The following is a 25,128-nucleotide window of genomic DNA, read 5'->3' as shown; positions in this document are numbered from 1 at the left end:
TGAGCGTCGTGTCCACCATGAAAGACGATATACCGACCGCGATAAGCTTGCAGGCTAGGTGAGCGGCGTCGAGCTGTACCGCGTTGTAGAGGTGGCTTCGGCCGCACGAATCGGTGACCACCTGGAACTGGTAGCCCTTTCTGTCTTCCAGGAAATGCGGGCTTTTGCGGCGGACGCATTCGCTGCATTTCTGGTTACAGGGACCCTGGCTCATAAGCAGACAGTGCTCGGTGGTCATAAGCTCCTGATAGCCCGAGACCGTCAAGCCCAAAGCGACAGGCGCGTCCTTGCCGATCGCCTCGATCTGGTCGAGGGTCAGCTCCGGAGAAAGCCATACGCGCTTGGCCCCGAGGTCGGCAGCAAACTGAAGCGAAAGCGCATTGGTGAGAGGCACATGGGAGCCGATTTCGAACTCCATGCCAGACTCGCTGGCACGCAAGGCCTGCCCGAGATTTTCGACAAGAAGGGGCTTGCCGGGCTTTGCATACTCCCAAACGTCGAAAGGTTCCTCGGCGTTCATGGGCGCCTTGTCGACGACGGGCAGAGCCATTACGCATTTGCTCGGATAACCGGCTTGGGATGCAGTGGCCGTAAGCTGGCCAGCAACGCACGCTTCGCCGCGGCGGTAGTTCAGAACAGGAACGTAGATGACGTCCGCCCCAGCGCGCTTCGCGGCCCGGGCGCATGCAGGATTCGTCGCCAGCGCCACGACCTCGCAGCGTTGATTTTTCGCGGGAAGGGCGTGCACAGGCTCGGGAGATTTCGTCAACGGCCGCTCGCGGCGCCCGGAAAGCATCGCATCCTCAAGACGCTTCAAGGCTTGGGTGCGCGCCTTATGCAGCGCCGAGAACCCAATGCCGACGCCCTCGTCGACCGACACCTCGAGGGACTCGAAGTAAAAGGGGGTGTTCCCGAGGCGGTCGATATGCTCACGCGCCTCTTCTTCGCTCACCGCCTTCGTCCTGGCCTGTTCGATAATTGGACCCTCAAAGCGAATCGACGCCTGGGCGCAAGACGCCTCGATGACGAGAGGCTCGCCGATACGCAGAAACGCCTTGGCGTTCACGGGAAGACGCGGTTCCATGGCATCATCCTCAAACGCCATGGAAGCATCCCTCACGCGAAAGACCCGATCGCCTTTGCTGACGCGCTTTTCGACGCGGAAGCGCCATTGCGACCCTTTTCTTGAAAAATCGGAAAGCGTGCAGGCGAAATGGCCCTTGTTCGTCCAGAATTCGAGCAAATCGCCTTCGTGCAGCTCGATTTCCGACGAAAGGAAGACCTCTCCGTTGCGGACATCGCCGACGCGCCCCACAAAAACGCCTCTGTTGTTCGGCCTTCCGTAGCTCATGATCTCGTTTCCACGACGGCCCTTCAAATAGCCCTCGGTGAATCCTCGGCTGAACGCCTCCGTAAGGATTCGGCGTTCGTCTTCGGTGGGGCCTACATGCGAAGCGCGCAGCTGCTGCGCAAGCTCCACCTCGTCTTCACAGCAAAGCGCATCCGCCGCATCGGCCAGGCGGTCGAGGACGCGGCGATACACGCCGACCACGGAAAAGACGTATTCGGGGGATTTCATGCGACCTTCGATTTTGAGGCTGTCAACGCCAGTTGCTCCCAGCTCTATAAGCATATCGATAGAGCAGAGGTCTTTTGGGGAAAGGAGATGGTCGCCCTCGGAAGGAAGGGCGTTTTTCACCGATGCGTTGTGGAGCGAATAAGGAAGACGGCATGCCTGGGCGCACATTCCCCTATTCGCCGAACGACCGCCGATAAGCGAGCTCATGAAGCACTGCCCCGAATAGCAGATGCAAAGCGCGCCATGCCCGAAGCATTCAGCGCTCATTCCGCACTCGTGCGCCGCTGCGCTTGCCTCCGCGACCTCGAGCAGTGTCAGCTCGCGTGCCAACGTTACACGATCGGCTCCGAGGCGCGCCGCCGCGCGCACGCCGTCTACCCCATGCGTGTTCATCTGGGTCGAAATATGCAGGCGCGCCTCGGGAAGCACGCGCTTCACTTCGGCCGCAATGCCGAGGTCTTGAACGATGAACGCATCGACGCCCCGCCTCCATGCCTGACGCACGAGCTCGACCGCCCGCTTCGTCTCTTCGGGCAGCACGGCGATATTCACCGTCATATAGACGCTGACACCGCGCAAATGGGCGTAATCGCATGCCTGGGAAAGGTTTTCGAGCGTGAAATTATCAGCCCCTCGGCGGGCGTTGAAGTCTTCGCAGCCAAGATAGACCGCATTCGCCCCCGCTTGAACGGCGGCGTGCAGACAGGCCACGTTGCCCGCCGGAGCGAGCAGTTCAAGGTCTCTATATGGGTTCGTCATGGAAAAAATCCTTATCGTCGTATAAGCAACTTTGCGAATGATACCGCTTTCGGGTATCGTAGCCATCATGAAATCACGGAGAAAACAGCGCGAATCGCGCGCACACGCTGGGCTGTGGACCGTACTCGTCGTTACGGTGGGTATCGGAGCGGCCTTATTCGGTTGCTATCAGGGCGCTATGGCGCTTGTCGACGAATGGTGCAAAGACTTGCCAGACGTCAACGACACGGATGCCTTCCAGCTTCCCGAGCAATCTACGATCTACGCCAACGATTACGACCCGTCCACCGGCACGGGCACTGTCTTGGCGGAGCTTTACCTGGAAAAACGCGAGCCTCTCTCTTCGCTTGACGAAGCGGGAGCCTACGTTGCCCAAGGAACCGTCGCCACCGAAGACGTTCGTTTCTACGAGCATAAAGGCGTCGACCTGCAAGGCATCGTGCGAGCCCTTTTCGTAAACCTGGCAGGAGGCCAGGAGGGAGCCTCCACTATTACGCAGCAGTATGTGCGCAATACCATCATCGCCGACGAGATGACCGACATCTCGATCAAGCGCAAGGTGCGCGAAATCGATCTCGCCGTCAAACTCGAGCAAATCTACTCGAAAGACGAGATTCTTCTCATGTACCTCAACACCATCAATTACGGCGATGGCTGCCACGGCATCGAGGCCGCCGCCCAGCATTATTATTCGAAGCACTCCAACGAACTAACCATCGCGCAGGCGGCGACGCTTATCGGCATCCCGAACTCGCCCACGCTGTACAATCCCGTCACCAATCCGGAATCCTCCATTCAGCGCCGCAACGTGGTTCTTTCCCGCATGCTCACCAACGGTGTCATCACCGAGGACGAATACAATGCCGCAATAGCGGAAGACCTCAACCTCAACGTTGCCCCCGAAGAGGGAACGAATGGCGTATACAAATACGAATGGTTCACGACCTACGTTCGCGACCTGCTGCAAAGCGACGAATATCTCGCAAAAGGCGTCACGTACGACAAGCTTTTCGAGGGCGGTCTCACCATCGTGACGAGCCTCGACCCCGTCATGCAGGAATACGCAGAAGAAGCCGTTGCCATCCAATATGAAAGCGGCGCGGTGAAGCAAGGGCAGGAGTTTGCCCTTACCCTCGTCGACCCGAACACCGGATTCATCAAAGCCATGATCGGCGGCAAGAATTTCTACGAGGGCGATCAGCTTAACATCGCGACAAGCTCCGACGGCCGTCAGATCGGCTCTACCGCCAAGGCGTTCACCCTTGCAGACGCCATCGAAAAGGGCATCAATCCGGCAACCCGCATCAACTGCGACCGCGGCCCCGTCAAAGTCAACGGAGCATCCATCTATAACTACGGCCAGCAAAACTACGGCACGTTGAGCATCGCTGACGCCATCGCCGTCTCCTCCAACACCGGATTCGTGCGCCTGTCCTACGTAGATTCAGAGAAGAGCGGCATCACGCCCGAAAGCATCGTCGCCATGCAGGAACGTCTCGGTCTGCGCGGAGGCAAGCTCGTGAACTACCCGACCGCCGACAAGCTTCCCGCCGTGGCCACCACGACGCTTGGCGTTGGCCAAGCGAACACCACCGAGATGGCTTCAGCCTTCGGAACATTCGCCGCAGAAGGCGTGCATCATGACGCCACCGCCATCTTGACCGTAACGGACCGCAGCGGCAACGAGCTGGTCAACAACACCAATCAAGAGGGTGAGCAGGTCCTTTCCAAATCGGTAGCCTATGCGGTCACGCAGACGCTCGAAGGTGTCATCTACAAATCCATGGGAACGGCCTCTGCGGCAGCCCTTTCTTCCGGACAGATTGCAGCCGGTAAAACCGGAACGACGGACAATTGGCACGATCTCTGGTTCGTCGGATACACGCCCCAGCTTTCCTGCGCAGTATGGACGGGCGATCGCTCCAACCAGCTTGAGCTATACACCGATTCGTGGTGCCAGGAGATTTGGCGCTATGTCATGGAACATGCTCTCGAAGGCGTCCCCAACCAGGAATTCACCCCCGCCCCCGAGCCCGATTACAAGAACTCTTTCGGAGGCTCGTCCGTCTCGAAGGATGATGAGGACGACGAGAAAGACGAGAAGGATGAAAACGAGGAGTCCGACGATTCCTCCGACAGCAGCTCTTCCGATTCGTCCACGAACCAATCGGGTAGCAACGGCAACTCCTCGGGCAATACGGGAACAAACGGCCCCACGACCGACCCCACCCCCGATCCGGACCCCACACCGACGCCCGATCCGGAGCCCACTCCCGATCCGGAGCCGACGCCCGACCCAGAGCCCACTCCCGATCCGGAGCCGACGCCCGACCCAGAGCCTACTCCGAACCCCACGCCGACGCCCAGCGCGCTCTATGCAAGGCAACCGGTGTACGAGGTTTCTCAGCTTGTTGCCCACCGAGCGGCCGCGTAGATTCCCTCGACACACAAAAAACCTTGGCGTGACCGGTTTCGACACGTCTCCGCGAAGAAGCGAGCCCCCACGGGCTCGCTTCTTTTGTTTCTGGGAAAGATCTGCGGCCCTCTTGCCGCACGCAGGCAAGGGCGTTCTCCGGGGTTGCGGTAGTGCTATTATGGAGCGGTAGATTAAAGCCGGGCATTGCCCAGGCCGCACGAAAGAGGCGAATATGAACGAAACCCCAGAACAGCAAACACCCGAAACATGCTCCCACAACTGCGGGTCCTGCTCGAGCTCCTGCGGAGAGCGCACGGAGCCGCAAAAGCTCTCCCCCAACGCCGCATCGAAGATCACGAAGGTGATCGGCGTTGTCTCGGGCAAGGGAGGCGTCGGCAAAACCCTCGTCACGTGCCTTCTCGCATCGGAGCTTCAAAAAGCAGGAAAGCGCGTCGGCATTATGGACGCCGACGTGACCGGCCCCTCCATCCCCAAGGCTTTCGGCGTCAAGGGACCCTTGTCTGCCGATGCGAACGGCTTGAACCCCGGAGAGACCGAATCCGGCATCAAGATGATTTCAACCAATCTCATGCTCCCGCAGGAAGACATGGCCGTAGCGTGGCGCGGGCCCGTGGTCTCTGGCATCATCAGCCAGTTCTTCAATGAGGTGAACTGGGGAGAGCTCGATTACCTCCTGATCGATATGCCCCCGGGCACAAGCGATGTCTTGCTGACTGTTTTCCAACAAATTCCCCTTGACGGGATAGTGACCGTATCTGCGCCGCAGGAACTGGTGGCCATGATCGTGGGCAAAGCCGTCAATCTTGCCCACGACATGAAGGTGGATGTTCTTGCCCTGGTGGAGAACATGGCCTACTTCGAATGCGACGATTGTGGCAAGAAGCACTACATCTTCGGCGAGCCCCAGGGTGCAGACGTTGCGAAGCGCTACGACATACCTTCATATGCAACCCTGCCCATGGATCCCGCTATTGCAACCCTGGTCGATGCCGGCGAAGTGGAGCGCTACGACGTCAAAGACGCCCTCAAACCGGTTCTTGACGTACTGTAGGCCCTTTCTGCCCTCCTTTACGCAAATAAACGCCCTCTTGTCCTCCAAGGCCAAGAGGGCGTTCTGCTGTCGAGATGCCGCCGTGCGCCAAGCCTCTACGTTTATAGGTTTTGAAAAACCACGCTTTGAGGCCTTGGAAGAACGCCGACTCGTATCTTCACGTGATCTGTATTCAGGGGTTCAAGACCCCTCCCTACGGGCAGGGTGAACAAAACGCCGGCGTGAAGAAAGTCCAAGCTGCCGCTCCCCCTTCGCACCCCATTTGAACAAAAAAATAAAAAGACCAGGACAATGTCCTGGTCTGATGTTTCAATGGTGGAGCCTAGGGGGATCGAACCCCTGACCTCATGGCTGCCAGCCATGCGCTCTCCCAGCTGAGCTAAGGCCCCGTATCATCCGCTCTGAGTTATTTTCTCTTGCGCGGTGCGAGAACTTATTATACAGAATCGATTTTGAGGGTCAACAACTTTTTCCAACTTTTTTTGAAAACTTTTTTCGCCACGCAATCCCGCGAAATACCGCCGCCTCGCGCGCGAATCATGCGCGATAGCTCAGGCCGCCATTCGGCCAAGACCGCCGCATGATATGCGCCATTTCTCGCCAAGGTTCCCGAAGGATTCCGCCAAAGAAGCGCCAAGGCCGCCTCCGTACCATGAGACCAAGCTTTACTGAAAGGAGCGGCCATGCCTGCACATGAGAACAACCTTCCGTCGGAAAGCGCCTGCATCACGCGACGCTCGCTTCTTGCCGCGGCGGCCGGCGCCGTGGCGTCCGCTGCTGCACCTTCCAAAATCGCGCATGCCTCCCCCGCCCCGTCAGCGTCCACCCCCAATGAAGCCTTCGTGCCCCTGGACGTCTACCTAGGAGCATCGAAACGTATCGTCGACGAGCTCTCCGCCCACGAGCACGACTCCTACTACCTCTCCACGCCGTTTGGCAACACGGGCCCGAACGGCGAAGGAGGAAGCATCGATAGCTGGGATTGCTGGCATCCGAACGGCCGACCGAAAGAGAACGGACAGTCCTACATGAACTGCGCGGGCTTTCTCGTCGCGGTCTTCGAGGCATGCGGGGCCGATTGCGACATCGTGGGTTCGTACGTCGGTTCGTCTGGCTATAACAGGGGGAACAAGGCGAACCTTTCACGATGGAAGTGCTTTCTCGACGACCACGCCTCCATGAAAAAGGAGTACCAGTCGAAAGAAGAGCTTCTCTCCAGCGGGGAGCTTCGCAAAGGGGACATCATCATCGCAGAACCAAACGACTGGAATGCGCCCGGAGCTGACTGCCATGTCATGTTTTTCTGGGGCGATTCGCCCTCGGAAGACAAAGCCTGGCATTCCAGCGGCCATGCCGACGGGGTTGTCGCGGGAACGGTTCCAGGCAATGCCATCTCGCGCATCTCGGCCAAACACGCCGACTGCTACTGGATACACGCCCCCCTTGAAAACCTCATCGACATAACCATCAGGAAAACCTCTGCCGACATCTCGGTAGCCGACGGCACGGAAGAGGGATCGTACTCTCTCGAGGGCGCGTCCTTCAGCGTATTCGAAAGCTTCGACGGCGAAGAGTTGTCGGGGCTGATAACCTCCTTTACCACCGATGCAAGCGGGTCCGCCGCAGTAAGCCTCCCTCCGAATTGCGACGTATGGATCAGAGAAGACGAGGCTCCTTTGGGATTCGTCCCATGGAGCGAGCCGAAACGCTTCCACGTCGAGAGAGGCTCCGAGGTAATAGAACTCGCCGACAGCCCCTGCAGCGTCAGACTTATCCTGAAGAAGGTAGACTGCGAGACGAATGGCGGCGCACAGGGGCACGCATCCCTCGAAGGGGCGCTTTACGAACTTGTCGACTCAAAAGGCAAGGTTCACCAAGCAAAAACGACATGGGACGAATCTAGAGAGGCATGGGTCGCCGTCTTCGAGAAGCTTCCTCGGGGAAAGGCGCGCATACGCGAGGTTCAACCTTCCCCGGGATATGTCCTGGACGACTACGGCGGAAGCCAGCATGACGGATGGATGGAGGTAGAGCTTACACCCAATTCGCACGAACCGGAATTCGAGATGCCCGTGCACGAGCATGCGGAGCAAATCGTGCGAGGAGACATCTGCGGGGCGAAATACGACGGGTCGAGCGAGGAAGAAATCCGCTCCCCTCTTGCGGACTGCGAGTTCGCATTCTGGCTCGAAGACGATGGGTCGCTGGAGGCAAAAGGCTACGAAGTCACCGAAGTGCTCGACGCTTTCGGGCTGCCGATAAAAAATAGCGACGGAACCGTCTTGAAAGGATCGTACATCGGGTCGGTCACATCGGGCGCGGACGGTCGCTTTTCGAGCAGAAGCCTTGCCTCGCCCGAATCGAACAAAGGCTCGCAGGAACGCGGCGCCCTCGTGTACGGAAGCTATACGCTGGTCGAAACATCGTGCCCGAACCCCTCTCTGGCCCTCCTAGAGCCCATTTGCCATATAGAAGTGCACGCGGAGGGACAGGAGGTGTTCTTTATCCTAGAAGACCGCCTCATAGCCTCTCCTGTTCGAATTCGGAAGACCGATGCCGCAAGCGGCAAGACCATAGGAAAGCCGGGAACGCTCATAGAGCTCCTCAGGAAAGGAGAGGACGGAACGTATGAGGTCGTGGAATTCGACGCGCACTACCCCGACAGCCACAAAGTCTCGGTCTTTTCCATCCCTGCTTCAGGAATCGTGCAATTCCCCGAAAAGCTCGCCTACGGGTCCTACGCCATCAGAGAAGTAGAAGCCGTGGCACCTTATCTGCTGCGAACGGAACCGGTCTATTTCGAAGTAAGCGAAGAGCACGACTGGGCAAGCGATGACCTTCTGGAGATAGACCTTCCCAACGAGGCCGCAACGGGAACGATCAAGGCAGCAAAAATAGACGCAGAGAGCAAAGAGGCCGTCGCGGGAGCACGCTACGAAATCATCGCGAAAGACGACATAGCAACCCCCGATGGAACCGTCCATTACAAAAAGGGCGACGTGGTTCAAACGGTAGAGACCGACGAGCAGGGGGCCTGGACGGTAGAGGGTCTGTCTCTTGGAAACGGCTCCGTGACGTATCTAATCGTAGAAACCGCATCTCCTGACGGCTACGTGGCGGAAAGCGAACCCCGCGAAGTGACGCTTTCCTACGAAAGCCAGACCGTTGCAATCGTGGAAGAGGGCATAACGATCGAGGAGCAGCCCTGCCGCCTCGTGGCGACCAAGAAGGACAAGGCCTCGAAAGAGCCTATCGAAGGCGTCGTGCTCGACGTGTACCGAACCGAAAGATCAAGCGCGATTGAAGAGGACGCTCCTTTCTTGAGCGCCTCGACAGACAGCGAAGGAAAGGCCGTCTTCTCTAAGTTTCCCCGCGATGCGACCTACCGAATCGTCGAGGCGGAAAGCCGCATCGACCTCGGATACCCCACGCAGCATGCTGAGGCGGCGCTCTATCTCTCCCCCGACGGACGCTGGTACAGCGACTTTGCGGCCTACGAAGAGGAAAACGCGACTTCGACGCAAGCGCAGGATCAGAAACAAGAGCAGAAGGAAGACGAACCGGACCAATCGCACCAAGAGGCTGCGCCCCACGGCGCAATCGAAGGAAGCGTGGCTCTTGAGAACGATTTCACCAAGGTGTCCATCTTCAAAGTCGACCGGGACGCATACCAAAACATGAACAGGAATCAGACCGAAGAATCGGAGACATTGCGCCAAGGCTCGGATATACGTAACGCGCTGCTGGAAGGAGGAGAATTCGAGCTCGTCGACGAAAAGGGCGAACCCGTCCCTTGCGCCGAGGGGGTTTCTCGATGGTCCGCCTCGCCGCAAGAACCGCAGACATTCACCCGCCTCGTTCCCGGAGCGGAATATACAATCGTCGAACACGAAGCGCCGAGCGGATACCGGCGGGCAAAAGACGCGACGACATTTCGCGTCGAAGACACGAACGAAGTACAGATCGTCATCGTCGAAAACGAAAAGGAGCCTGCGACGCCGTTTGCGAAAACGGCCGATTGGGGATCGTCTGCTGCGACAATTTCGGGAGTGCTGGCCGCAGGGAGCGCCGCATATCTTTGGTATGCGCGAAGAAGGGCCTCTTTGGAAGAGGAATCGTAGGCAAACGCGCCTACGAGTCCGCCCTACCATGGTGCAGGTGCGGCATGCCCGACCAATCACCGAACATGCACCATGCAAAAAGGGCCGCATATGCGGCCCTTTTCATACGGGGTAGAGGTTATTTCTGAACAGCCTTGGCAACCTCGACGAGCTGAGCAAATGCGTCGGGGTCGGAGATGGCCATGTCGGAAAGAACCTTGCGGTCGAGCTCGACGCCAGCCTTCTTAAGACCGTTCATGAACACGGAATAAGACATACCGTTGATGCGAGCCGCAGCGTTGATGCGGGTAATCCAGAGACGACGAATCTCGCGCTTCTTGTTGCGACGATCGCGGTACTGGTACTGCAGCGAGTGCTGGACCTGCTCTTTAGCAGCACGGTAGGTACGGGATTTCGCGCCGTAGTAACCCTTTGCACGGTTGAGAATGACGCGACGCTTCTTATGGGCGGAAACTGCACGCTTTACACGAGGCATTGACTATCACTCCTTGATTAACGGATACCGAGGTTCTTGCCGACGACCTTGCGGTCTGCTGCGGAGAGTTCGGTCTCATGGCGGAAATTACGGATGCGCTTGGGGCTCTTCTTGGTCTTGATGTGGCTCTTGAAAGCCTTGGCACGCATGATCTTGCCAGAGCCGGTAACGCGGAAGCGCTTGGCAGTGCCCTTGCGAGTCTTCATCTTAGGCATGACGTATGTCCTTTCTCCTACTCGTTTCGGCGCCTCAGTTATTTGGCGTCTTTTTCTGCTGCCTTTTTCGCACTTGCCGGCAACGGAGCAATGAGCATGTGCATGTTGCGGCCTTCCATCTTCGGCGCATTCTCGATAACGGCTACGTCCTTGAGGTCGTCTGCCAAACGTTCGAGAATGGAAAGGCCCTGTTCGGGGTGAGCCATCTCGCGACCACGGAACATGATCGTGATCTTGACTTTCGCGCCGCCCTCCAAGAAACGAAGCACGTGCTTCTTCTTGGTGGTGTAATCGCCGACGTCAATCTTGGGACGGAATTTCATTTCCTTGATTTCGATCTTCGTCTGATTCTTGCGGGCCTGCTTCGCCTTGATTGCCTGGTCGTACTTGAACTTGCCGTAGTCCATGATTCGGCATACGGGCGGTTCTGCGTTCGGTGCGATTTCCACCAAATCGAGACCCTGCTCATCAGCGATGCGCTGAGCCTCGCGAGTGCTGAAGATGCCCATCTGAGATCCGTCGTAACCGATCAAGCGGCATTCGCGAGTACGAATTTCGTCGTTGAGCCTTGGCTCCTGAGCTGCTATCGCGCTCACCTCCTCTATCTCTCGCTTTCGCGAGTATTGCTGCAACAAAAAACCCTGCGCGCATGCGACAGGGCTTCCGAATGCAGAATTCTTTTATTCAGAAAACCCATCAGCTTGCGCCGAAATAGGCGGAGGGCACCTGCCCTCACTTGAAACAGCTTGCATATAATACCACACATGCCGCGAATGGCAATGCATTTTTTAGATTTCTCCGCAATGGACCATCGGCTCATTGGCTCCTGGCTCGCCAACGAAGACCGATGCGCAAGCCCAAACGAACACTTTGACGGCAAACCGGTAAAACCCGCGTTCGACGCATGCATCGGCCGTCATTATACGCCGCAATAACGAACCGAAGATGAAAAACGCAGCCGAGAAACGCCAAAGCGCGTATCCTGACAGCAGCACCGCACGCCATTGCCATAAACCAGGAGGAACCATGGAGCTCGTGGATTGTCACACCCACACCATCTATTCGGACGGCGGAAGCACGCTGGACGAAAACATCGCCGCCGCCGAAGCACGAGGCCTGACGACCATAGCCTGCACGGATCACTTCGCCCATCCCGCCTTCATGGATTGTGCCGTCGACGAATCGCGCATCGCGGAGCTTGGCAGCCGCATCGAACAAGCACGCCTTTCCCACCCGAACATCGATATCGTGTTCGGGTGGGAAGCGGATTGGTACGAAGGGTGCGAACGAGACATTCCTCTGTTCAAGGCGGGGGCAACGTTTCTTCTGGGCTCGGTGCATTATCTAGGCGAGTTCGCCATAGATTGGTCGGAAGATATGCGCATCTGGGACGCCGAAGGAGCCGACGAAGTATGGCGTCGATACGCCCAGGCCTGGTGCCGCGCATGCTTTTGCCCCGTAGGCTTTGACAGCATGGCACATCCCGACCTGCCACGCCTTTTCGAAAACGAAGGGTACGCCCCCTCTTTGGACCTAGGTCCGCTTTGGGACGATATGGCCGAAGCGGCGCATGAGTCCCACGTCCGCATCGAGCTCTCCACGGCGGGACTGCGCAAAAGCGTCCGAGACTTCTACCCCGCCTTCGAGCTCCTCAAGCGATTCCGCACCGCAGGGGTTCCCCTGACCGTCGGATCCGACGCGCATTCCAGCAAAGACATCGGCTACGGAATCAACGAAGCTTACGCATGCGCACGACGCGCAGGATATGCAAGCATCGACGTCCCCACCTCTTCGGGGGAATGGCGCCGCGTGGCCTTGTAGAAAGCCGGGAGACATAACGCCGCGCGACGCCGCAAAGCTTTAGAGGAATGACGCCGCGCGCCCGTCAGATGGATAGAACCTGTTGACTCCCCCATACACCGAGCAGTTCCGAAATCTTCGGGAAAACGGCGCCTACTTGCGCCGGGCGTCGAGCTCCCCCGCAAGCTCGTCGATTCCAACGCCGTGATACTCAAGAGCCACCAGCAGGTGGTATATCAAATCGGCGGCCTCGTAGCGAATGTGGTCGTGATCGCGGTCCTTGCATGCAAGCGCAACTTCCACGGCCTCCTCGACCACCTTTTTCAAAACCTTGTCTTCTCCGCTCTGCAGAAGAAGCGCCGTATAGCTTTTCTCGGGATCGGCGTCGCGGCGAGAGCCGATGACCTCGGCGAGGCCGCATATGGTCTCTCCGATATTCCCAGGTTGCACGTTCGCTGTGCGCTCGCCCATGATTACCTCTCTATCTTCTTGAAAAAGCACGTCTTGCTGCCCGTATGGCATGCGGGCCCTTCGGCATCCACTTCAACCAGAAGCGTGTCGGAATCGCAATCGGCGTAGAGGGCAACCACATGCTGGATGTTTCCGCTCGTAGCCCCCTTGTTCCAGAGCTCCTGGCGCGACCGCGACCAAAACCAGGTCGTAGACGTCTGAAGCGTCAGACGAAGGGACTCCTCGTTCATCCAGGCCATCATGAGCACTTCTTTTGTATCGTGCTGTTGGACGATGGCGGGAATCAGCCCTTGTTCGTTATATTTCAATGCAGCCTCTTCAAGCTTCATATGGCCCTGCCTTTCACTCAAGCCGCCAAGGCGAATGCGTACGCATCAGAAGTCGAGACGAACGGGAATCCCCTGCGCCGCCATGTACTCCTTCACCTGCTTGACCGTATACGTTCCGAAGTGAAACACGCTCGCAGCAAGCACGGCATCGGCCTCGCCGTCGATGATGCCTTCGGCAAAATGTTCTAAAGACCCCACGCCCCCCGACGCGATGACCGGGATGGGGACCGCACGGGACACGGCGCGCGTCAGCGCGATATCGAACCCGTCTTTCGTGCCGTCTCTGTCCATGGATGTAAGAAGAATCTCGCCTGCGCCCCGCCGCGCGCACTCCTGCGCCCACCACACGGCATCGATACCCGTGGCCTTTCTTCCTCCGGCAACGAACACCTCCCAGCGGTCGGCCCCTGGAGCGCCCGGAACGCCCACGCGCTTCGCATCGATCGCGCACACGACCGCCTGGCTGCCGAACGCCGCCGCGGCAGCCTCGATCAAAGAAGGGTCTGCCACCGCCGCAGAGTTGAGCGAAACCTTGTCGGCCCCTGCAGCCACCATGGTGCGCATGCCCGCCACATCGCGAAAACCGCCGCCGACCGCATAAGGAATAGAAAGCTGTCGTGCAGCTTCCGACGCCATTTCGATCGTGGTCTCCCTTTTATCGCTCGTGGCGGTTATGTCGAGAAAAACCACCTCGTCCGCGCCCTCGGCATCGTAGAAACGGGCCAATTCGACAGGATTGCCTGCATCGCGCAAGCCAACGAAGTTCACGCCTTTGACGACGCGCCCGTCCTTCGCGTCAAGACACGGTATGACACGCTTTGTCAGCATGAGAGCATCCCTCCTAACCGCGAGCGGCCGCAAGAGCCTGCGAAAGCGTAAAGCTGCCCTCGTAAAGGGCGCGCCCCGTAATGCATCCTTCCACGACCCCGTCTTCCAGGCGGGCAAGCTTCTCGATATCGCGAAGGGAGGCTATACCGCCCGATGCGACGACGGGAAAGCCCGCGACGTTCGCAATGTGGCGATACGCCTGGTCGTCGATGCCCGTCTGCATGCCGTCGCGGGCGATGTCGGTGAATACCAGGTGTCGAAAGCCGAAATCCGCCAAGCGGGCGACGAGGTCATCGGCCGAAACGCCCGCGCCCTCGCGCCATCCATTCACTTTCACCATACCGTCTCTCGCCGCGACGTCTGCGACAAGCAGCTCGCCATAACGAACCGCCGCCGCTTCGGCGAACGACGGGTCGCGCACGACCGCCGTGCCAAGCGCAATGCGAGAAGCCCCCGCCTCAGCCAATTCGTCGATACGGTCGAGAGAACGCACGCCGCCGCCCACATCGATCGAAAGCCCCTCGATGGAGCAGAGCTTCTCAACGGCCTTTCTGTTCGCCTCAAGCTCGTCGGCCCCTTCTTCGAAAGCGGCGGAAAGATCGACAACGTGCACCCAGCGCGCACCCTGGTCGAGAAACGAACAGGCCACGGCAACGGGGTCTTCGGAATACACCTTCGCATGCTTGCGGTCGCCCTTTTCGAGCCGAACGACTTTGCCTGCGATAAGGTCGATTGCGGGAAAAACGATCACGACAGACCCTCTCCTTTGCGCTCTTCGAGATGGCGGGATTGTTCGCAGTCCTGCACGATATGCACGAAATTGCGCAAGACCTCCCGGCCTTTCCCCGAGGATTTCTCGGGATGGAACTGGCAGCCGAAGACCAGACCGCTTGCGACCGCCGACGCAAACCGCACGCCATAGTCGGTCCAGCACGCCACGACTTCGTCATCGTCGGCATCGACGATGTAGGAATGGGTGAAGTAAAAATGCGATCCGCTCGAAACGCCCTCGAAAAGCCTCTCGCCCCGATCCGTGATGGAAACGTCATCCCAGCCCACATGCGGTACCTTGAGACCGCACGACGGCAATCTCACGCACGACCCGCGCAAGATTTTAAGCCCTTCGACCCATTCGCCGCACGAAGCGCCCTCTTGTCCGCGGTCGAATAGCAGCTGCATGCCAAGGCAGATGCCCAGAAAAGGGCGCCCGGCACGCACCGATTCAACAACGGCTTCGGCCTGCCCGCTTTCGCGCATGTACGCCATGGCATCGGCGAAGCTGCCGACGCCCGGCAGCACGACGGCGTCGGCTTCGCGGATGGAAACAGGATCGTCCGAGACGAACGCGTCCGCCCCCGCCGCGCTCAAACCGCGCTCGACCGACATCAAATTGCCCTTGTGATAATCGACTACGACGATTCTCGCCATGGACGCCTCCTACAATGATCCTTTCGTGGACGGAACGCCGGTCACGCGCGAATCGGGCTCGACCGCTTCCCTTAAGGCGCGGGCGCATGCTTTAAACGCCGCCTCGACGATGTGATGACCGTTTTCCCCGCACACCAACCGCACATGAAGCGTAATTCCCGCCTCACGCGCGAAAGCGAGAAAGAACTCCTTGGCAAGCTGAGTGTCGAAAGACCCTATTCGCTCCACCTTCGGATCAACCTCGTAAAACGCCTGGCCCCTGCCCGAAATATCGACGGCCGCCATGACGAGCGTCTCATCCATGGGGACGAACGCATCCCCGAAACGACGGATTCCCTTCTTGTCCGCAAGCGCCTCGCGAAACGCCGCTCCGAGCACGATGCCCGTATCTTCGACCGTATGGTGGTCGTCTACCTCGTAATCGCCCTTCACGCGCGCGGAAAGATCGAAGCATCCGTGACGGGCGAACGCGGTGAGCATATGGTCGAAAAATCCGACACCGGTCGATACATCGGCCGTTCCCGCCCCGTCGAGGTTCAGCGCCACCTCGATGTCTGTCTCAAGAGTTCGGCGTGCGATTGTCGACTCCCTCATTTCATTTCCTTTCGAAGCATATCGAGCGCCGATACGACGCGCTGGTTCTCCCCCGGCGTTCCCACCGTGATGCGCAGGCAATCCTTCAATCCCGCCGAGCGCGAGAAGTTTCTCACCAGGATAGAGAACCTGTCGCGCAGCCGTTCATAAACTTCAGAGGCATTCGGCATGCGGACGAGAACGAAGTTGCCCTCGCTCGGCCACACCTCGATGCCGTCTATCTCAGAGAGTCGATCGATAAGACGCGCACGCTCGCGGCGAATCTCCTCGATGTCGAGCTGATAGGCAGCCCGACCCTGCACCGCAACGCGTGCGACGGCCTGGCTTAGCACATTGACCGAATAGGGCTGGCGCACAGCGGCGATTCCCCGGACGACATCGGCCGGTCCTATCAGATATCCGCAACGCGCTCCCGCCAAGGCGAACGCCTTGGAAAACGTGCGTAGCACGGCGACGTTGCCGCAGGACGAAACCAGAGGCAGACACGTCGAGCCTTCTTTCGCGAATTCGACATATGCCTCGTCAACGATGACAAGGGCGTCTGTGGAAGCGGCCAGCTTCTGAACCCATGCCGGGTCGACGAGATTGCCCGTGGGATTGTTGGGCGACGTGAGCATAATCAAGTCGGCTTGCGCCGCCGCCTTCTCGACCGATTCGCAATCAATGGAGAAATCCGTCTCGTCGCGCACGATGGTCACGACGTTCGTTCCCGTGAGCTTCGCATACAGCGCGTAGATGCTAAACGTGGGAGGACAGTCGATCAAGGTGCGCTGCGAGCCGCCGAAAGCAAGCAGCAGGTCAAAGATGATCTCGTCTCCGCCGTTGCCCACGATCACGCAATCGCGCGAAACGCCATGCCAAGAAGCGATATCCTCGCGCAGGGCATCCGCCAGAGGGTCCGGATAGCGATTGAACGCCGATTGCGCCACCGCTTCGTTCATGGCTTCGCGCAATGCGCGAGGAACGCCGAAAGGGTTTTCGTTCGCAGAAAGGATGACTTCCTGAACGCAGGCGCCGGGATCGTAAGGCTCGAGGTCGACGAGGTCGTCGCGCATACGCATTGCATTCTGTGCTGGCATGGTTCTCTACATCTCCAAAAAACGAGGGGCGGCAAGCTTCTCGGGCCAGGCTATCGATCCGATGTCGCCGAGGTCTGCCCCATCGTAGCCGTCAAGCCCCTCTTCGATAAGCTTGCGACGCAGGCCCACCGAAAGGGCATGGGCCCACAGACCCTCCGCCTGTGCAAGCGTCTGAGCCGCCGGACCGTCCGAGGAAAGGCCTTCGGGCGTATAGCACACGACCGACGAGCGCTTGACGAAATCCTCCACCGACAAGGGATTGGAGAAAAGCGCCGTGCCGCCCGTGGGAAGCGTATGGTTCGGGCCCGCCACGTAATCCCCGAGCGGCTCCGAGCTCCACGGACCGACGAAGATGGCGCCCGCGTTTTCGATCTTTCCCAGAAGGCCCATGGCGTTTTCGCAGTGCAGCTCCAGGTGCTCGGGGGCGATGACGTTGACCGCATCGATCGCGGCGTCCATATCGGAGGCGACAACCACCACTCCCTGGGTATCGAGCGACTCTTTGGTGATGGCGGCACGCGGGCTCGCGGCGACGAGCACCTCGATGCGCTCCTGGACCTTTTTCGCAAAGTTGGGGTCGCACGTCACCAGGTAACATGCGGCCAAGGGGTCATGTTCTGCCTGGGCCATCAGATCGGCCGCCACAACGGTTGCGTCGGCCGAAGAATCCACGAGCACGCACACCTCGCTCGGACCCGCGACCATATCGATGCCGGCGTCTCCGGAGACAAGACGCTTCGCCGCCGCGACGTAGGCATTGCCCGGGCCGGTTATCTTGGCGACGCGGGGAATGGACTGCGTTCCGTACGCCAAGGCGGCGATGGCTTGGGCTCCTCCGACCGCGTATATCTCATCGACGCCCGCGACCTTCGCGGCGGCGAGCGTATAGGGGGAGATTCCTCCGTCTTTCTGCGGAGGCGTGACCATCACGATGCGTTTTACGCCGGCAACTTTCGCAGGAACGGCATTCATGAGAACCGTAGACGGATACTGCGCCCGTCCGCCGGGAACGTAAATGCCTGCCGAAGGAACGGGGGTCACCTTCACGCCGAGGATAGTGCCATCTTCGCGAGCGGTGAACCACGACTGGGCAAGCTCTCGCTCGTGGAAATCGCGAATCTGGTCGGCGGCTTTTTCCAACGCATCCAGAAATGCGGGGTCGACGCATTCGAGCGCCTTATCCATGGTGTCAGAGTCGACGGAGAAGCTTTCCGGGACGACTCCGTCGAATTTCAGGCAGAAATCGCGCAACGCGTCGTCTTCGCGCTCCTGCACCTCGGCGATGATGGCCTGTGCCGATTCCGTGATGGAGGCAGGAAGCACGCCCTGGCGCGGAAGCTGAGAAGAGGCAAGACGCTGGCCTTCGGACAATACGATCGTGTTCATGAACATACCTTTCTCGAAGCGGCCAGCGCGTCTGCGAGCTGGCGCACCCTTTCGTCGCAACGCAAACCGACGGGGCTTGCGAAAAATCTTGCACTGCATTCGATGACGTCGTCGACAACAACGAGATCGTTTTCCCTGAGCGTCGTGCCCGTGGCCGTGATGTCGACGATGCGGTCGGCCATGCCCACCATGGGGCCGAGCTCGATATTGCCGTGGAGGGTGACGATATCGACCTGCTGTCCTATGCGGTCATAATACGCCTGGGTGATGCGAGGATACTTCGTCGTCACACGAATGCTCCCATGGCTGGCATAGCGGGCCTGGGCCTTGCCTTTCGCCGTACGCGGCTCGGCCACCACGAAGCGGCAGCGGCCATAGCCTAAATCGGCCATCTGAACGAGGTCGAGGTTCGCCTCGATCAAAGAATCGCGACCGCATATGCCGCAATCGGCGCCGCCTGAAGCGACGAACGCGGGGGCGTCGGTGGGGCGAACGATCACGTAATCGACCCCTTCGGCGTGAACGACCAGCTTGCGACCCGGATTGCGCAAGGCCTCTACATCGAAGCCGGCCTTTCCCAGGGCATCGACCGTGTCGTTGAAAAGCGAGCCTTTGGGAACCGCAATGCGCAAAGGGCGCTGCTGGGGGGCGTACGCGAGCGCCTCTTCAATCTGCTCGAGAGACAAGGCGAAGCCCGCCGCAGGCATGTCTTTCTCCCCCAGGCGTGAAAAGGCATCGTCGTATCGACCGCCCGATCCGAGAGGAAAGAACACGCCGTCGGCATATATGCTAAACACCAAGCCCGTGTAGTAATCGAAAGAATTCATGATCGAGAAGTCGATCACGAGCCGGTCCCCGAATCGCAGCGCACGAGCCGCTGCGAAGAGCTTCTCCAGCTCGTCGACGCACGAGGTGTCCACCCCGCACGGAGCGAGCAGTTCGCGAACCTGCTCGATAGCCTCCGCGCCTCCGCATACGCGGGCAAGCCCGCAAAGGGCGCGGCGAGCGTCCTCGGACACTTCGAGGGTCTGCACAAGTTCATCGAGGTCGACGAAGTCGGACCCGTGTATGCAGCCCAACACTGCCGCACGGTCGTCCTCCTTAAGGCCGCATGCATCGAGGAGTTCTTTCATGGGGCGGACGCTGCCGCAGGCAATACGCCATTTCGACACGCCCGCGGCATCGAGGGCTTCGGCGGCGAGAGATACGACCTCGATGTCGGCAGAAGCCCCGGCATCGCCGATGAGCTCGGCACCAAGCTGGGTGAACTGCCTGGAACGACCCATGAACTGAGCCTGCTCGCGCACGATAGGGGCAGCATAGCGCAGCCTGAACGGAGCGGCCGCATGCTCGAGACGCGTCGCGGCAAGACGGGCGATTGGCATGGTCAAGTCGCTTCGCACCATAAGAAGCCTGCCGTCCGCGTCAAAGAGCTGAAACGGAGTGTCGTCGACGCTGGAGGCGCGTTCGAGCGAACGCCGGTCTTCGAGAAGAGGCGTTTCCACAGGCAGATATCCGTGAACGGCAAGCACATCGCTCACTGCGCGCGTTATGCGTTCGCGTTTCAACGCCTCCTCGGGCATGATGTCCCTGAATCCCCGCGGGGTAACCGGTTTCACTTCGGCCGCACCTCCTGATGTATCGACTCCAATGGCGGAAAAGCACAGACGATTCCCGCGCGATTACTTCCAGAATGTACTTTAGCATAGTAGAGTGCTAAAGCGAAGCATTATTACACGAATATGGCAAAGCTTTGCCAGACGCAAACGAGGGGCTCGAAAGCCCCTCGTTTGCTGACCCTTTCCTGCGGCGGATTCATGCGCGCCGTAGGACGTTTTTCAATTGTATTCGCTTCGCTCGCGAACAACAGGCGCTAAGCGCTCTTGACGTACAGATACACCTGACGAATCGTATCGGCAAGATTACCCGAAACATTCGCGGCCGAATAATCGTAGCTGAGCTTGCACGACCAGGCATACGACGCCCCGTCGGCCTCGCCGGTCCCCTCGAATGTGTACATCTCCTGGGCAATCGTCTTTCCATCGTCGGCGTAGCTGCGATAGCTTTCGGGAGAAGGCATCTCGACAGCGCCTTCTTCGGTCGGCACGCCGGCCATGCTCACCAGGTTTTCGACCAAATGCTCGGTCTGAACCGCATCGACGAAGCTCACTTCCCCGTACCCGAGAGAGCCGACCGATGCCGAGTATCCGGCCTCGGTAATCACGCCCTCCTTGTCGAGCGTCAGATACACCGACGGCGTATTGCCCTTGGAGTCGCTCGTCTCGTCGGTCAGCGCCAACGTCACATTGCGGCCGACGACCTCCGTGGTCTTCTCGTCTCCTTCGCCCGTTTCCTCGGTGATCTCTGAAGAGCTCGTTTCAGTCGCGCCACGGCCGATGAGAGCGACGGCTTCATCTTCCGTTTTCCCAATCAGCCCGACAAGCTCGGGCGTTTCCTTGCGGTCGGCCGACGTGCTTCCCGCATCGAGCGTGGAGGCGGAGTCTTTGGAATTCTGGCTCGACTGAATCGTGCTTTGATAGGCGACGTCGCGCGCTTCGCCGATAAGCATCCATGCGAAATAGCCAAGAGCCGCCATCAGAAGGACAAGCGCGACCGACACTACAATCAAAGCCGTGCGCATCCTTCGGGATTTCACATGGTGTGCCGGCATCTCCTCGCGATCGTCTTTTTTCCCGAAACCAAGGCCTTGGTCCTCGGAGGAAGCGTCCTTGTCGGCACCCTCCATCGAATCATTGAGCTCCTCTTCGTTCAAATCGCTTTCGCGCTTAGCGTGCTTAGCCATATATCGCCTTCCTTTCATCAATCGCGCGCAAGCCTGCGCCAACCCAGGAATCGACCCGGGCACGCACGTTTGCCGCGAAGCGGCTTACGAAAGTACAAAATACGCAATGCCCACAGCAACCCCGATGGCAGCGATTGCAATAATGACCTTTTGGGTCGTGCTCATCGGAGGAACGCTTTCGAGGTCTTCTTCCGTCTGGCGACGGTAATCGTCGTGCTTCATCATGCGGCATGCACCGTCCTTCATTCAATCCGTCGCGATCGGCGCGGCATCGTTTTCATGCATTATACGGGCAAGGCCCGCATTCCGCGGGCCCTGCTTGTAAGATTCACAGCGTCTCGAAGCGTTTTGAACATCTTCGCGCGCTCTGTTTGTGCGAAGCGAACGACGCTACGAAAGGAAATCGTCCAGAATCTCCGCTTCGGCCTCTTCTTCGGTCAGGCCGAGCGTCATAAGCTTCACGATCTGGTCTCCCGCGATCTTGCCGATGGCGGCCTCGTGGATGAGCTGGGCGTCTTCGCTTGCCGCCTCGATGCCAGGAATGGCCTTCACCTTCGCGGACCCCATGATGATGGCATCGCACTGGACGTGGCCGCGACATGCAGCCTCGCCGACGACCAAGGGGTTGAAAATCTGGACAGAATTGTCCTGAGCGACGCTTCGAGAAATGACCTGCACGCTCGAATCGTCACCCTTCAGATAGACGTTCATGTTGGACGTCGCCGTCTGGTCGCCGTGGGTGAGCAGTTTCTCGGTCAAGACCAGCTTGGCGCCCGCTGCAAGCTCGGCGTTGGTGTCGCGAATCGTGGAGGAGACGCCTCCGAGCTGGGTCATCTCCATCTCGCAATGAGACCCTTCGTCCATGTACACGTTGGTCGTGGGGTTCAAGACGCGCTCGCCCGTTCCCTCCCCTTCGCCGTAGTGCTTCTCCATGTAGCGGACACGGGCGTTCTTGCCGATCCAGAAGCTGTGGATGCCGTCATGCTCGGCCTTTTGGTCGCTCGTGTTATGGATGCCGCAGCCTGCGATGATGGTGACATCGGCGTCGTCTCCGATATGAAAATCGTTATAGACCACGTCGGTCAGTCCCGCCTTGGTGACGATGACGGGAATATGAACGGTTTCGTTCTTCGTGCCAGGGGCGATGGTGATTTCGATGCCCTGCTTGTCCGTGAACGAGTCGATGGTGATGTTCGCGCTCGAATGGCGCTCGACAAGCTGGCCGTCCTTGCGGATATTGAAAGCGCCTCGCGGCATGCCGTGCAAATCGGCAATCTGCTCGAGCAGTTTCTCGTCAAGAGTGGAAAGATCTGCCATGACGTATCTCCTTACAGAATCACTAGCAGTTCGTGGAAATCTCGGTAAGATGCAGCTCGGTCGGCTGGGTGAGCTGGCAGCCGTGGAAGCCGCGGTCGGTGAAGCCGAGCTTGGGAAGGATTTCCTCGCGCGGACCCATGTCCTGAATGCGTCCGTCGCGAAGACAGACGATGTCGTCGGCGAGCTGGATGATGCGTTCCTGGTGCGAGATAATCACGATGCTGCGGTCGTCGCGGGTCTCGTGGATATCGCGAAACGTCTCGGTCAGACGGTCAAAGCTCCACAGGTCGATGCCCGCCTCGGGCTCGTCGTAGATGGCCATCTTCGGGTCTCGCGCGAGCATCGTTGCAATCTCGATGCGCTTTACCTCGCCGCCGGAAAGGCTCTTGTCCACCTCGCGCGTGAGATAGGCCGCAGAACACAGGCCGACTTTCGCCAAATACTCGTTGCACTCAAGGGCCGGAAGGCGCTTGCCCGCTGCGAGCTCAAGAAGCTTTTTGACCTTCATGCCCTTGAAGCGAGCGGGCTGCTGAAAGCCGTACCCGATTCCGAGCTTGGCGCGCTCGGTGATGGATGCATGGGTGATGTCTTGGCCGTTGAAGACGATGGAGCCGGACGTCGGCTGCTCGATACCCATGATGAGCTTCGCCAGCGTGGATTTGCCGCCGCCGTTCGGGCCGGTTATGACCGTGAATCGACCGTCTTCGATCGTAAGGGAAAGGTCGTCGATGATGCGCTTCGTCTCAGAGACTCCCCCTTCAACAGGCACCTCGAATACCAGATTCTTTAGTTCAAGCATGACTACGTCCTCTATCTCATGTCTCGTATGCTAATTGCTACTAAAACAATATCATATAAATAATGCGGGGCATCCTTCGTGTCAAGGAAACCCCGCATTGTGCAGAAAAAAGAAGCGCATGACGCCCTTCGGACGGACGATTTAAGCCGCTGAGGACGTTCCCTGAGGAAGAACCGCGTTCGCCCCAGCTTCCGTCTTCGGCTCTACGCCGTCATCCGTCGAAGCGGACGAATCCTCCGAAGCCGACGTATCGGCACCCGTCTTCTCGGAGGAGGACTCGTCGGAATCGCTCGTCTTCGCAGAGGAGGCTTTCGACGTGGAAACCTCTATGACGGGAAGGGAGGAAAGGTCAATGGCGGAACCGAGCCATTTCGAGCACACGACGTTTGCCACGCCGTTGCCGCTGATGGTTGCCAGAGCGTCGGAGATAGCCTTTTGCAAATCGGTGTTGCTGGCAGACACGGCGACGCCGTAGCCGCCCACCGTTCCAAGCACGGCGACGGGCTCGACATCGACGTTTTGGCCCAAAGCCGCATACGAGCCGATAACGGCATCGGCGGCAACGTAGGTGGCGCTTTTCGTCTCCACGGAGGACAGCGCGGAAAGCAGGTCGCTATTGGCGACCAGGGCATCTTCCCCGAAAGCGTTCGTGACGGCCCATGCGCTCGTGGACGACGACTGGGCGGCTATCTTGGGAGCATCGCTTTTCGAGGGAGCGGCGGTGCCCGGACTTGCGAACAGCGCGATTCCCGTCTGCGTATACGGGTCGGAAACCCACACCGAATCGCCCTTGTCGGAAGAAGTCGCGCTCATAACGATGTCGACGTCGCCTTTCGCGAGGGCGGATTGCACGTCGACTTCGCCCGTGCCGAGAGAGACCACCTCAAGCTTGAGACCAAGCTGGTCCGCCAGGGCAGCGGCCATATCGACGTCGAGACCCGACGCCGCACTGCTCGAATTCGTCGAAACGTAGAACGGCGCGCCTCCGCCGATACCGACGCGCAGCGTGTTGTCCTTGCCGATCGTGGGCGACGAAACCGTGGGATTGAGCGTTTCAGGGGTATAGGCGGTGCTCTGGCTGCAGCCAGCAAGCGTCATTACAAGGCAGACCGCACAGGCGAACACGCCTATAAGCGACACGCGATGCTTCATCGTTTCGATCCTCTTTCCGTTTTCGTATTCCGTCTTCTTCCGGCTGACCTAGTCTTTGCCCCCACACTCGCGCACCGGGGGTTTGCGGCAATCCGCTCCACCCTCTCCTTCGGTGCAGCACCACGCCGCAAAACAATCTCCGAAGGGTGCGTCTTACTCCTAGGATACGCCATGCTCGCACGGGACAAGCCCGATGCTTACGTGGATCCTTTCGACCGCATCTGCCATGGACTAGGGGGCGCAAGCCCCCGCAACTACAGACCCGAAAGAAGTTCGGGGTAAGTTTAGCAGATTTGAACAAGACCAACGGCGGTTCCCCAGAAGCGTCAAATCTCGGAGATGAGGCAGCATCGCATGCGTGGAAGGAACGCTCAAAGCCAACTTAGAAGACGAATTCGGGAAGAAAGCGGCGAGAGAGTCGCAAGAGTGGAGGCAAAACGGGCAAACGACGAACCGTTAGCATCTTTCTCGTCCTTCCCATCCCCAAGACCCGTCGGAGAATTCA

General features: G+C 59.0%; 22 protein-coding genes and 1 tRNA gene (1 of these 23 only partly in view). 4 read left to right on the top strand and 19 right to left on the bottom strand.

Features of this window, described 5'->3' with window-relative positions; genetic code table 11:
• Window positions 1-2,338: the 5' portion of a U32 family peptidase gene (locus HMPREF9451_RS02320; RefSeq protein ID WP_009138687.1), read on the bottom strand. It extends 131 nt beyond the left edge of the window; the window shows 2,338 of its 2,469 coding nt (coding positions 1-2,338); its start codon is at window positions 2,336-2,338; its stop codon lies beyond the left edge, outside the window.
• Between the two features lie 37 nt (window positions 2,339-2,375).
• Here HMPREF9451_RS02320 and HMPREF9451_RS02315 point away from each other — a divergent pair, with 37 nt between their 5' ends.
• Together HMPREF9451_RS02315 and HMPREF9451_RS02310 are read left to right on the top strand one after the other, a co-directional pair.
• Window positions 2,376-4,772, top strand: a complete 2,397-nt coding sequence (locus tag HMPREF9451_RS02315; RefSeq protein WP_009138686.1) for a transglycosylase domain-containing protein — start codon at window positions 2,376-2,378, stop codon at window positions 4,770-4,772.
• Between the two features lie 214 nt (window positions 4,773-4,986).
• On the top strand, window positions 4,987-5,826 hold the full coding sequence (locus HMPREF9451_RS02310; RefSeq protein WP_009138685.1) for a P-loop NTPase: 840 nt from the start codon (window positions 4,987-4,989) through the stop codon (window positions 5,824-5,826).
• Window positions 5,827-6,139: 313 nt separating this feature from the next.
• Here HMPREF9451_RS02310 and HMPREF9451_RS02305 read toward each other — a convergent pair.
• A tRNA-Ala gene (locus tag HMPREF9451_RS02305) sits at window positions 6,140-6,215 on the bottom strand.
• A gap of 294 nt (window positions 6,216-6,509) precedes the next feature.
• Between HMPREF9451_RS02305 and HMPREF9451_RS02295 the strand changes: the two genes are divergently transcribed.
• Window positions 6,510-9,947, top strand: coding sequence for a SpaA isopeptide-forming pilin-related protein (locus HMPREF9451_RS02295; RefSeq protein ID WP_009138683.1), 3,438 nt, complete (start codon window positions 6,510-6,512; stop codon window positions 9,945-9,947).
• 118 nt (window positions 9,948-10,065) lie between these two features.
• Here HMPREF9451_RS02295 and rplT read toward each other — a convergent pair whose 3' ends face one another.
• From rplT to infC, 3 genes are read right to left on the bottom strand one after another with little or no spacing between them, the layout of a single operon-like run.
• Window positions 10,066-10,422: a 50S ribosomal protein L20 gene (rplT, locus tag HMPREF9451_RS02290; RefSeq protein WP_009138682.1), complete on the bottom strand. Its 357-nt coding sequence runs from the start codon at window positions 10,420-10,422 to the stop codon at window positions 10,066-10,068.
• A gap of 17 nt (window positions 10,423-10,439) precedes the next feature.
• Complete coding sequence (gene rpmI, locus HMPREF9451_RS02285; RefSeq protein ID WP_009138681.1) at window positions 10,440-10,637, bottom strand: 50S ribosomal protein L35; 198 nt, start codon at window positions 10,635-10,637, stop codon at window positions 10,440-10,442.
• A gap of 38 nt (window positions 10,638-10,675) precedes the next feature.
• Entirely contained in the window at window positions 10,676-11,233 is a 558-nt protein-coding gene (gene infC / locus HMPREF9451_RS02280; RefSeq protein WP_009138680.1) for a translation initiation factor IF-3, read from the bottom strand.
• Between the two features lie 349 nt (window positions 11,234-11,582).
• On the opposite strand from infC, the gene HMPREF9451_RS02270 reads away from it, so the two are divergent.
• Window positions 11,583-12,458: a PHP domain-containing protein gene (locus HMPREF9451_RS02270; protein WP_232204085.1), complete on the top strand. Its 876-nt coding sequence runs from the start codon at window positions 11,583-11,585 to the stop codon at window positions 12,456-12,458.
• A gap of 132 nt (window positions 12,459-12,590) precedes the next feature.
• On the opposite strand, the gene hisE is transcribed toward HMPREF9451_RS02270, so the two are convergent.
• From hisE to HMPREF9451_RS02205, 14 genes are all read right to left on the bottom strand, one after another.
• Entirely contained in the window at window positions 12,591-12,908 is a 318-nt protein-coding gene (gene hisE / locus HMPREF9451_RS02265; protein WP_009138678.1) for a phosphoribosyl-ATP diphosphatase, read from the bottom strand.
• Between the two features lie 2 nt (window positions 12,909-12,910).
• Window positions 12,911-13,237: a phosphoribosyl-AMP cyclohydrolase gene (gene hisI, locus HMPREF9451_RS02260; RefSeq protein ID WP_009138677.1), complete on the bottom strand. Its 327-nt coding sequence runs from the start codon at window positions 13,235-13,237 to the stop codon at window positions 12,911-12,913.
• 45 nt (window positions 13,238-13,282) lie between these two features.
• Window positions 13,283-14,065: an imidazole glycerol phosphate synthase subunit HisF gene (hisF, locus tag HMPREF9451_RS02255; protein ID WP_009138676.1), complete on the bottom strand. Its 783-nt coding sequence runs from the start codon at window positions 14,063-14,065 to the stop codon at window positions 13,283-13,285.
• Between the two features lie 13 nt (window positions 14,066-14,078).
• Window positions 14,079-14,816 (bottom strand): 1-(5-phosphoribosyl)-5-[(5-phosphoribosylamino)methylideneamino]imidazole-4-carboxamide isomerase, encoded by a 738-nt coding sequence (locus tag HMPREF9451_RS02250; protein ID WP_009138675.1) that lies wholly within the window; start codon window positions 14,814-14,816, stop codon window positions 14,079-14,081.
• A complete protein-coding gene (hisH, locus tag HMPREF9451_RS02245) occupies window positions 14,813-15,493 on the bottom strand; it encodes an imidazole glycerol phosphate synthase subunit HisH (protein WP_009138674.1) in 681 nt (226 codons plus the stop codon). Before hisH ends, HMPREF9451_RS02250 begins: the two co-directional genes overlap by 4 nt.
• Window positions 15,494-15,502: 9 nt before the next feature.
• The gene (gene hisB / locus HMPREF9451_RS02240) at window positions 15,503-16,087 is read right to left on the bottom strand and encodes an imidazoleglycerol-phosphate dehydratase HisB (RefSeq protein WP_009138673.1); all 585 of its coding nucleotides are present in this window, start codon (window positions 16,085-16,087) and stop codon (window positions 15,503-15,505) included.
• Window positions 16,084-17,166, bottom strand: a complete 1,083-nt coding sequence (gene hisC / locus HMPREF9451_RS02235; protein ID WP_009138672.1) for a histidinol-phosphate transaminase — start codon at window positions 17,164-17,166, stop codon at window positions 16,084-16,086. The genes hisB and hisC overlap by 4 nt, the downstream gene beginning before the upstream one ends.
• Window positions 17,167-17,172: 6 nt before the next feature.
• Entirely contained in the window at window positions 17,173-18,552 is a 1,380-nt protein-coding gene (hisD, locus tag HMPREF9451_RS02230) for a histidinol dehydrogenase (RefSeq protein ID WP_040625964.1), read from the bottom strand.
• Window positions 18,549-20,171: an ATP phosphoribosyltransferase gene (gene hisG, locus HMPREF9451_RS02225; protein ID WP_009138670.1), complete on the bottom strand. Its 1,623-nt coding sequence runs from the start codon at window positions 20,169-20,171 to the stop codon at window positions 18,549-18,551. Before hisG ends, hisD begins: the two co-directional genes overlap by 4 nt.
• Before the next feature lie 254 nt (window positions 20,172-20,425).
• On the bottom strand, window positions 20,426-21,355 hold the full coding sequence (locus tag HMPREF9451_RS02220; RefSeq protein WP_009138669.1) for a hypothetical protein: 930 nt from the start codon (window positions 21,353-21,355) through the stop codon (window positions 20,426-20,428).
• 84 nt (window positions 21,356-21,439) lie between these two features.
• Entirely contained in the window at window positions 21,440-21,580 is a 141-nt protein-coding gene (locus tag HMPREF9451_RS09790; protein WP_156789199.1) for a hypothetical protein, read from the bottom strand.
• A gap of 165 nt (window positions 21,581-21,745) precedes the next feature.
• Window positions 21,746-22,672 (bottom strand): SufB/SufD family protein, encoded by a 927-nt coding sequence (locus HMPREF9451_RS02215; RefSeq protein ID WP_009138668.1) that lies wholly within the window; start codon window positions 22,670-22,672, stop codon window positions 21,746-21,748.
• Between the two features lie 22 nt (window positions 22,673-22,694).
• Window positions 22,695-23,471 (bottom strand): ABC transporter ATP-binding protein, encoded by a 777-nt coding sequence (locus tag HMPREF9451_RS02210; protein ID WP_009138667.1) that lies wholly within the window; start codon window positions 23,469-23,471, stop codon window positions 22,695-22,697.
• Between the two features lie 141 nt (window positions 23,472-23,612).
• Entirely contained in the window at window positions 23,613-24,623 is a 1,011-nt protein-coding gene (locus tag HMPREF9451_RS02205) for a substrate-binding periplasmic protein (protein ID WP_009138666.1), read from the bottom strand.
• Between the last annotated feature and the right edge of the window lie 505 nt (window positions 24,624-25,128).

The organism is Slackia piriformis YIT 12062, from assembly GCF_000296445.1.
In the GTDB taxonomy this organism is placed as follows: domain Bacteria; phylum Actinomycetota; class Coriobacteriia; order Coriobacteriales; family Eggerthellaceae; genus Slackia; species Slackia piriformis.
Note: the sequence above shows the minus strand (reverse complement) of the source record. Positions and strands in the feature narration are given on the sequence as shown.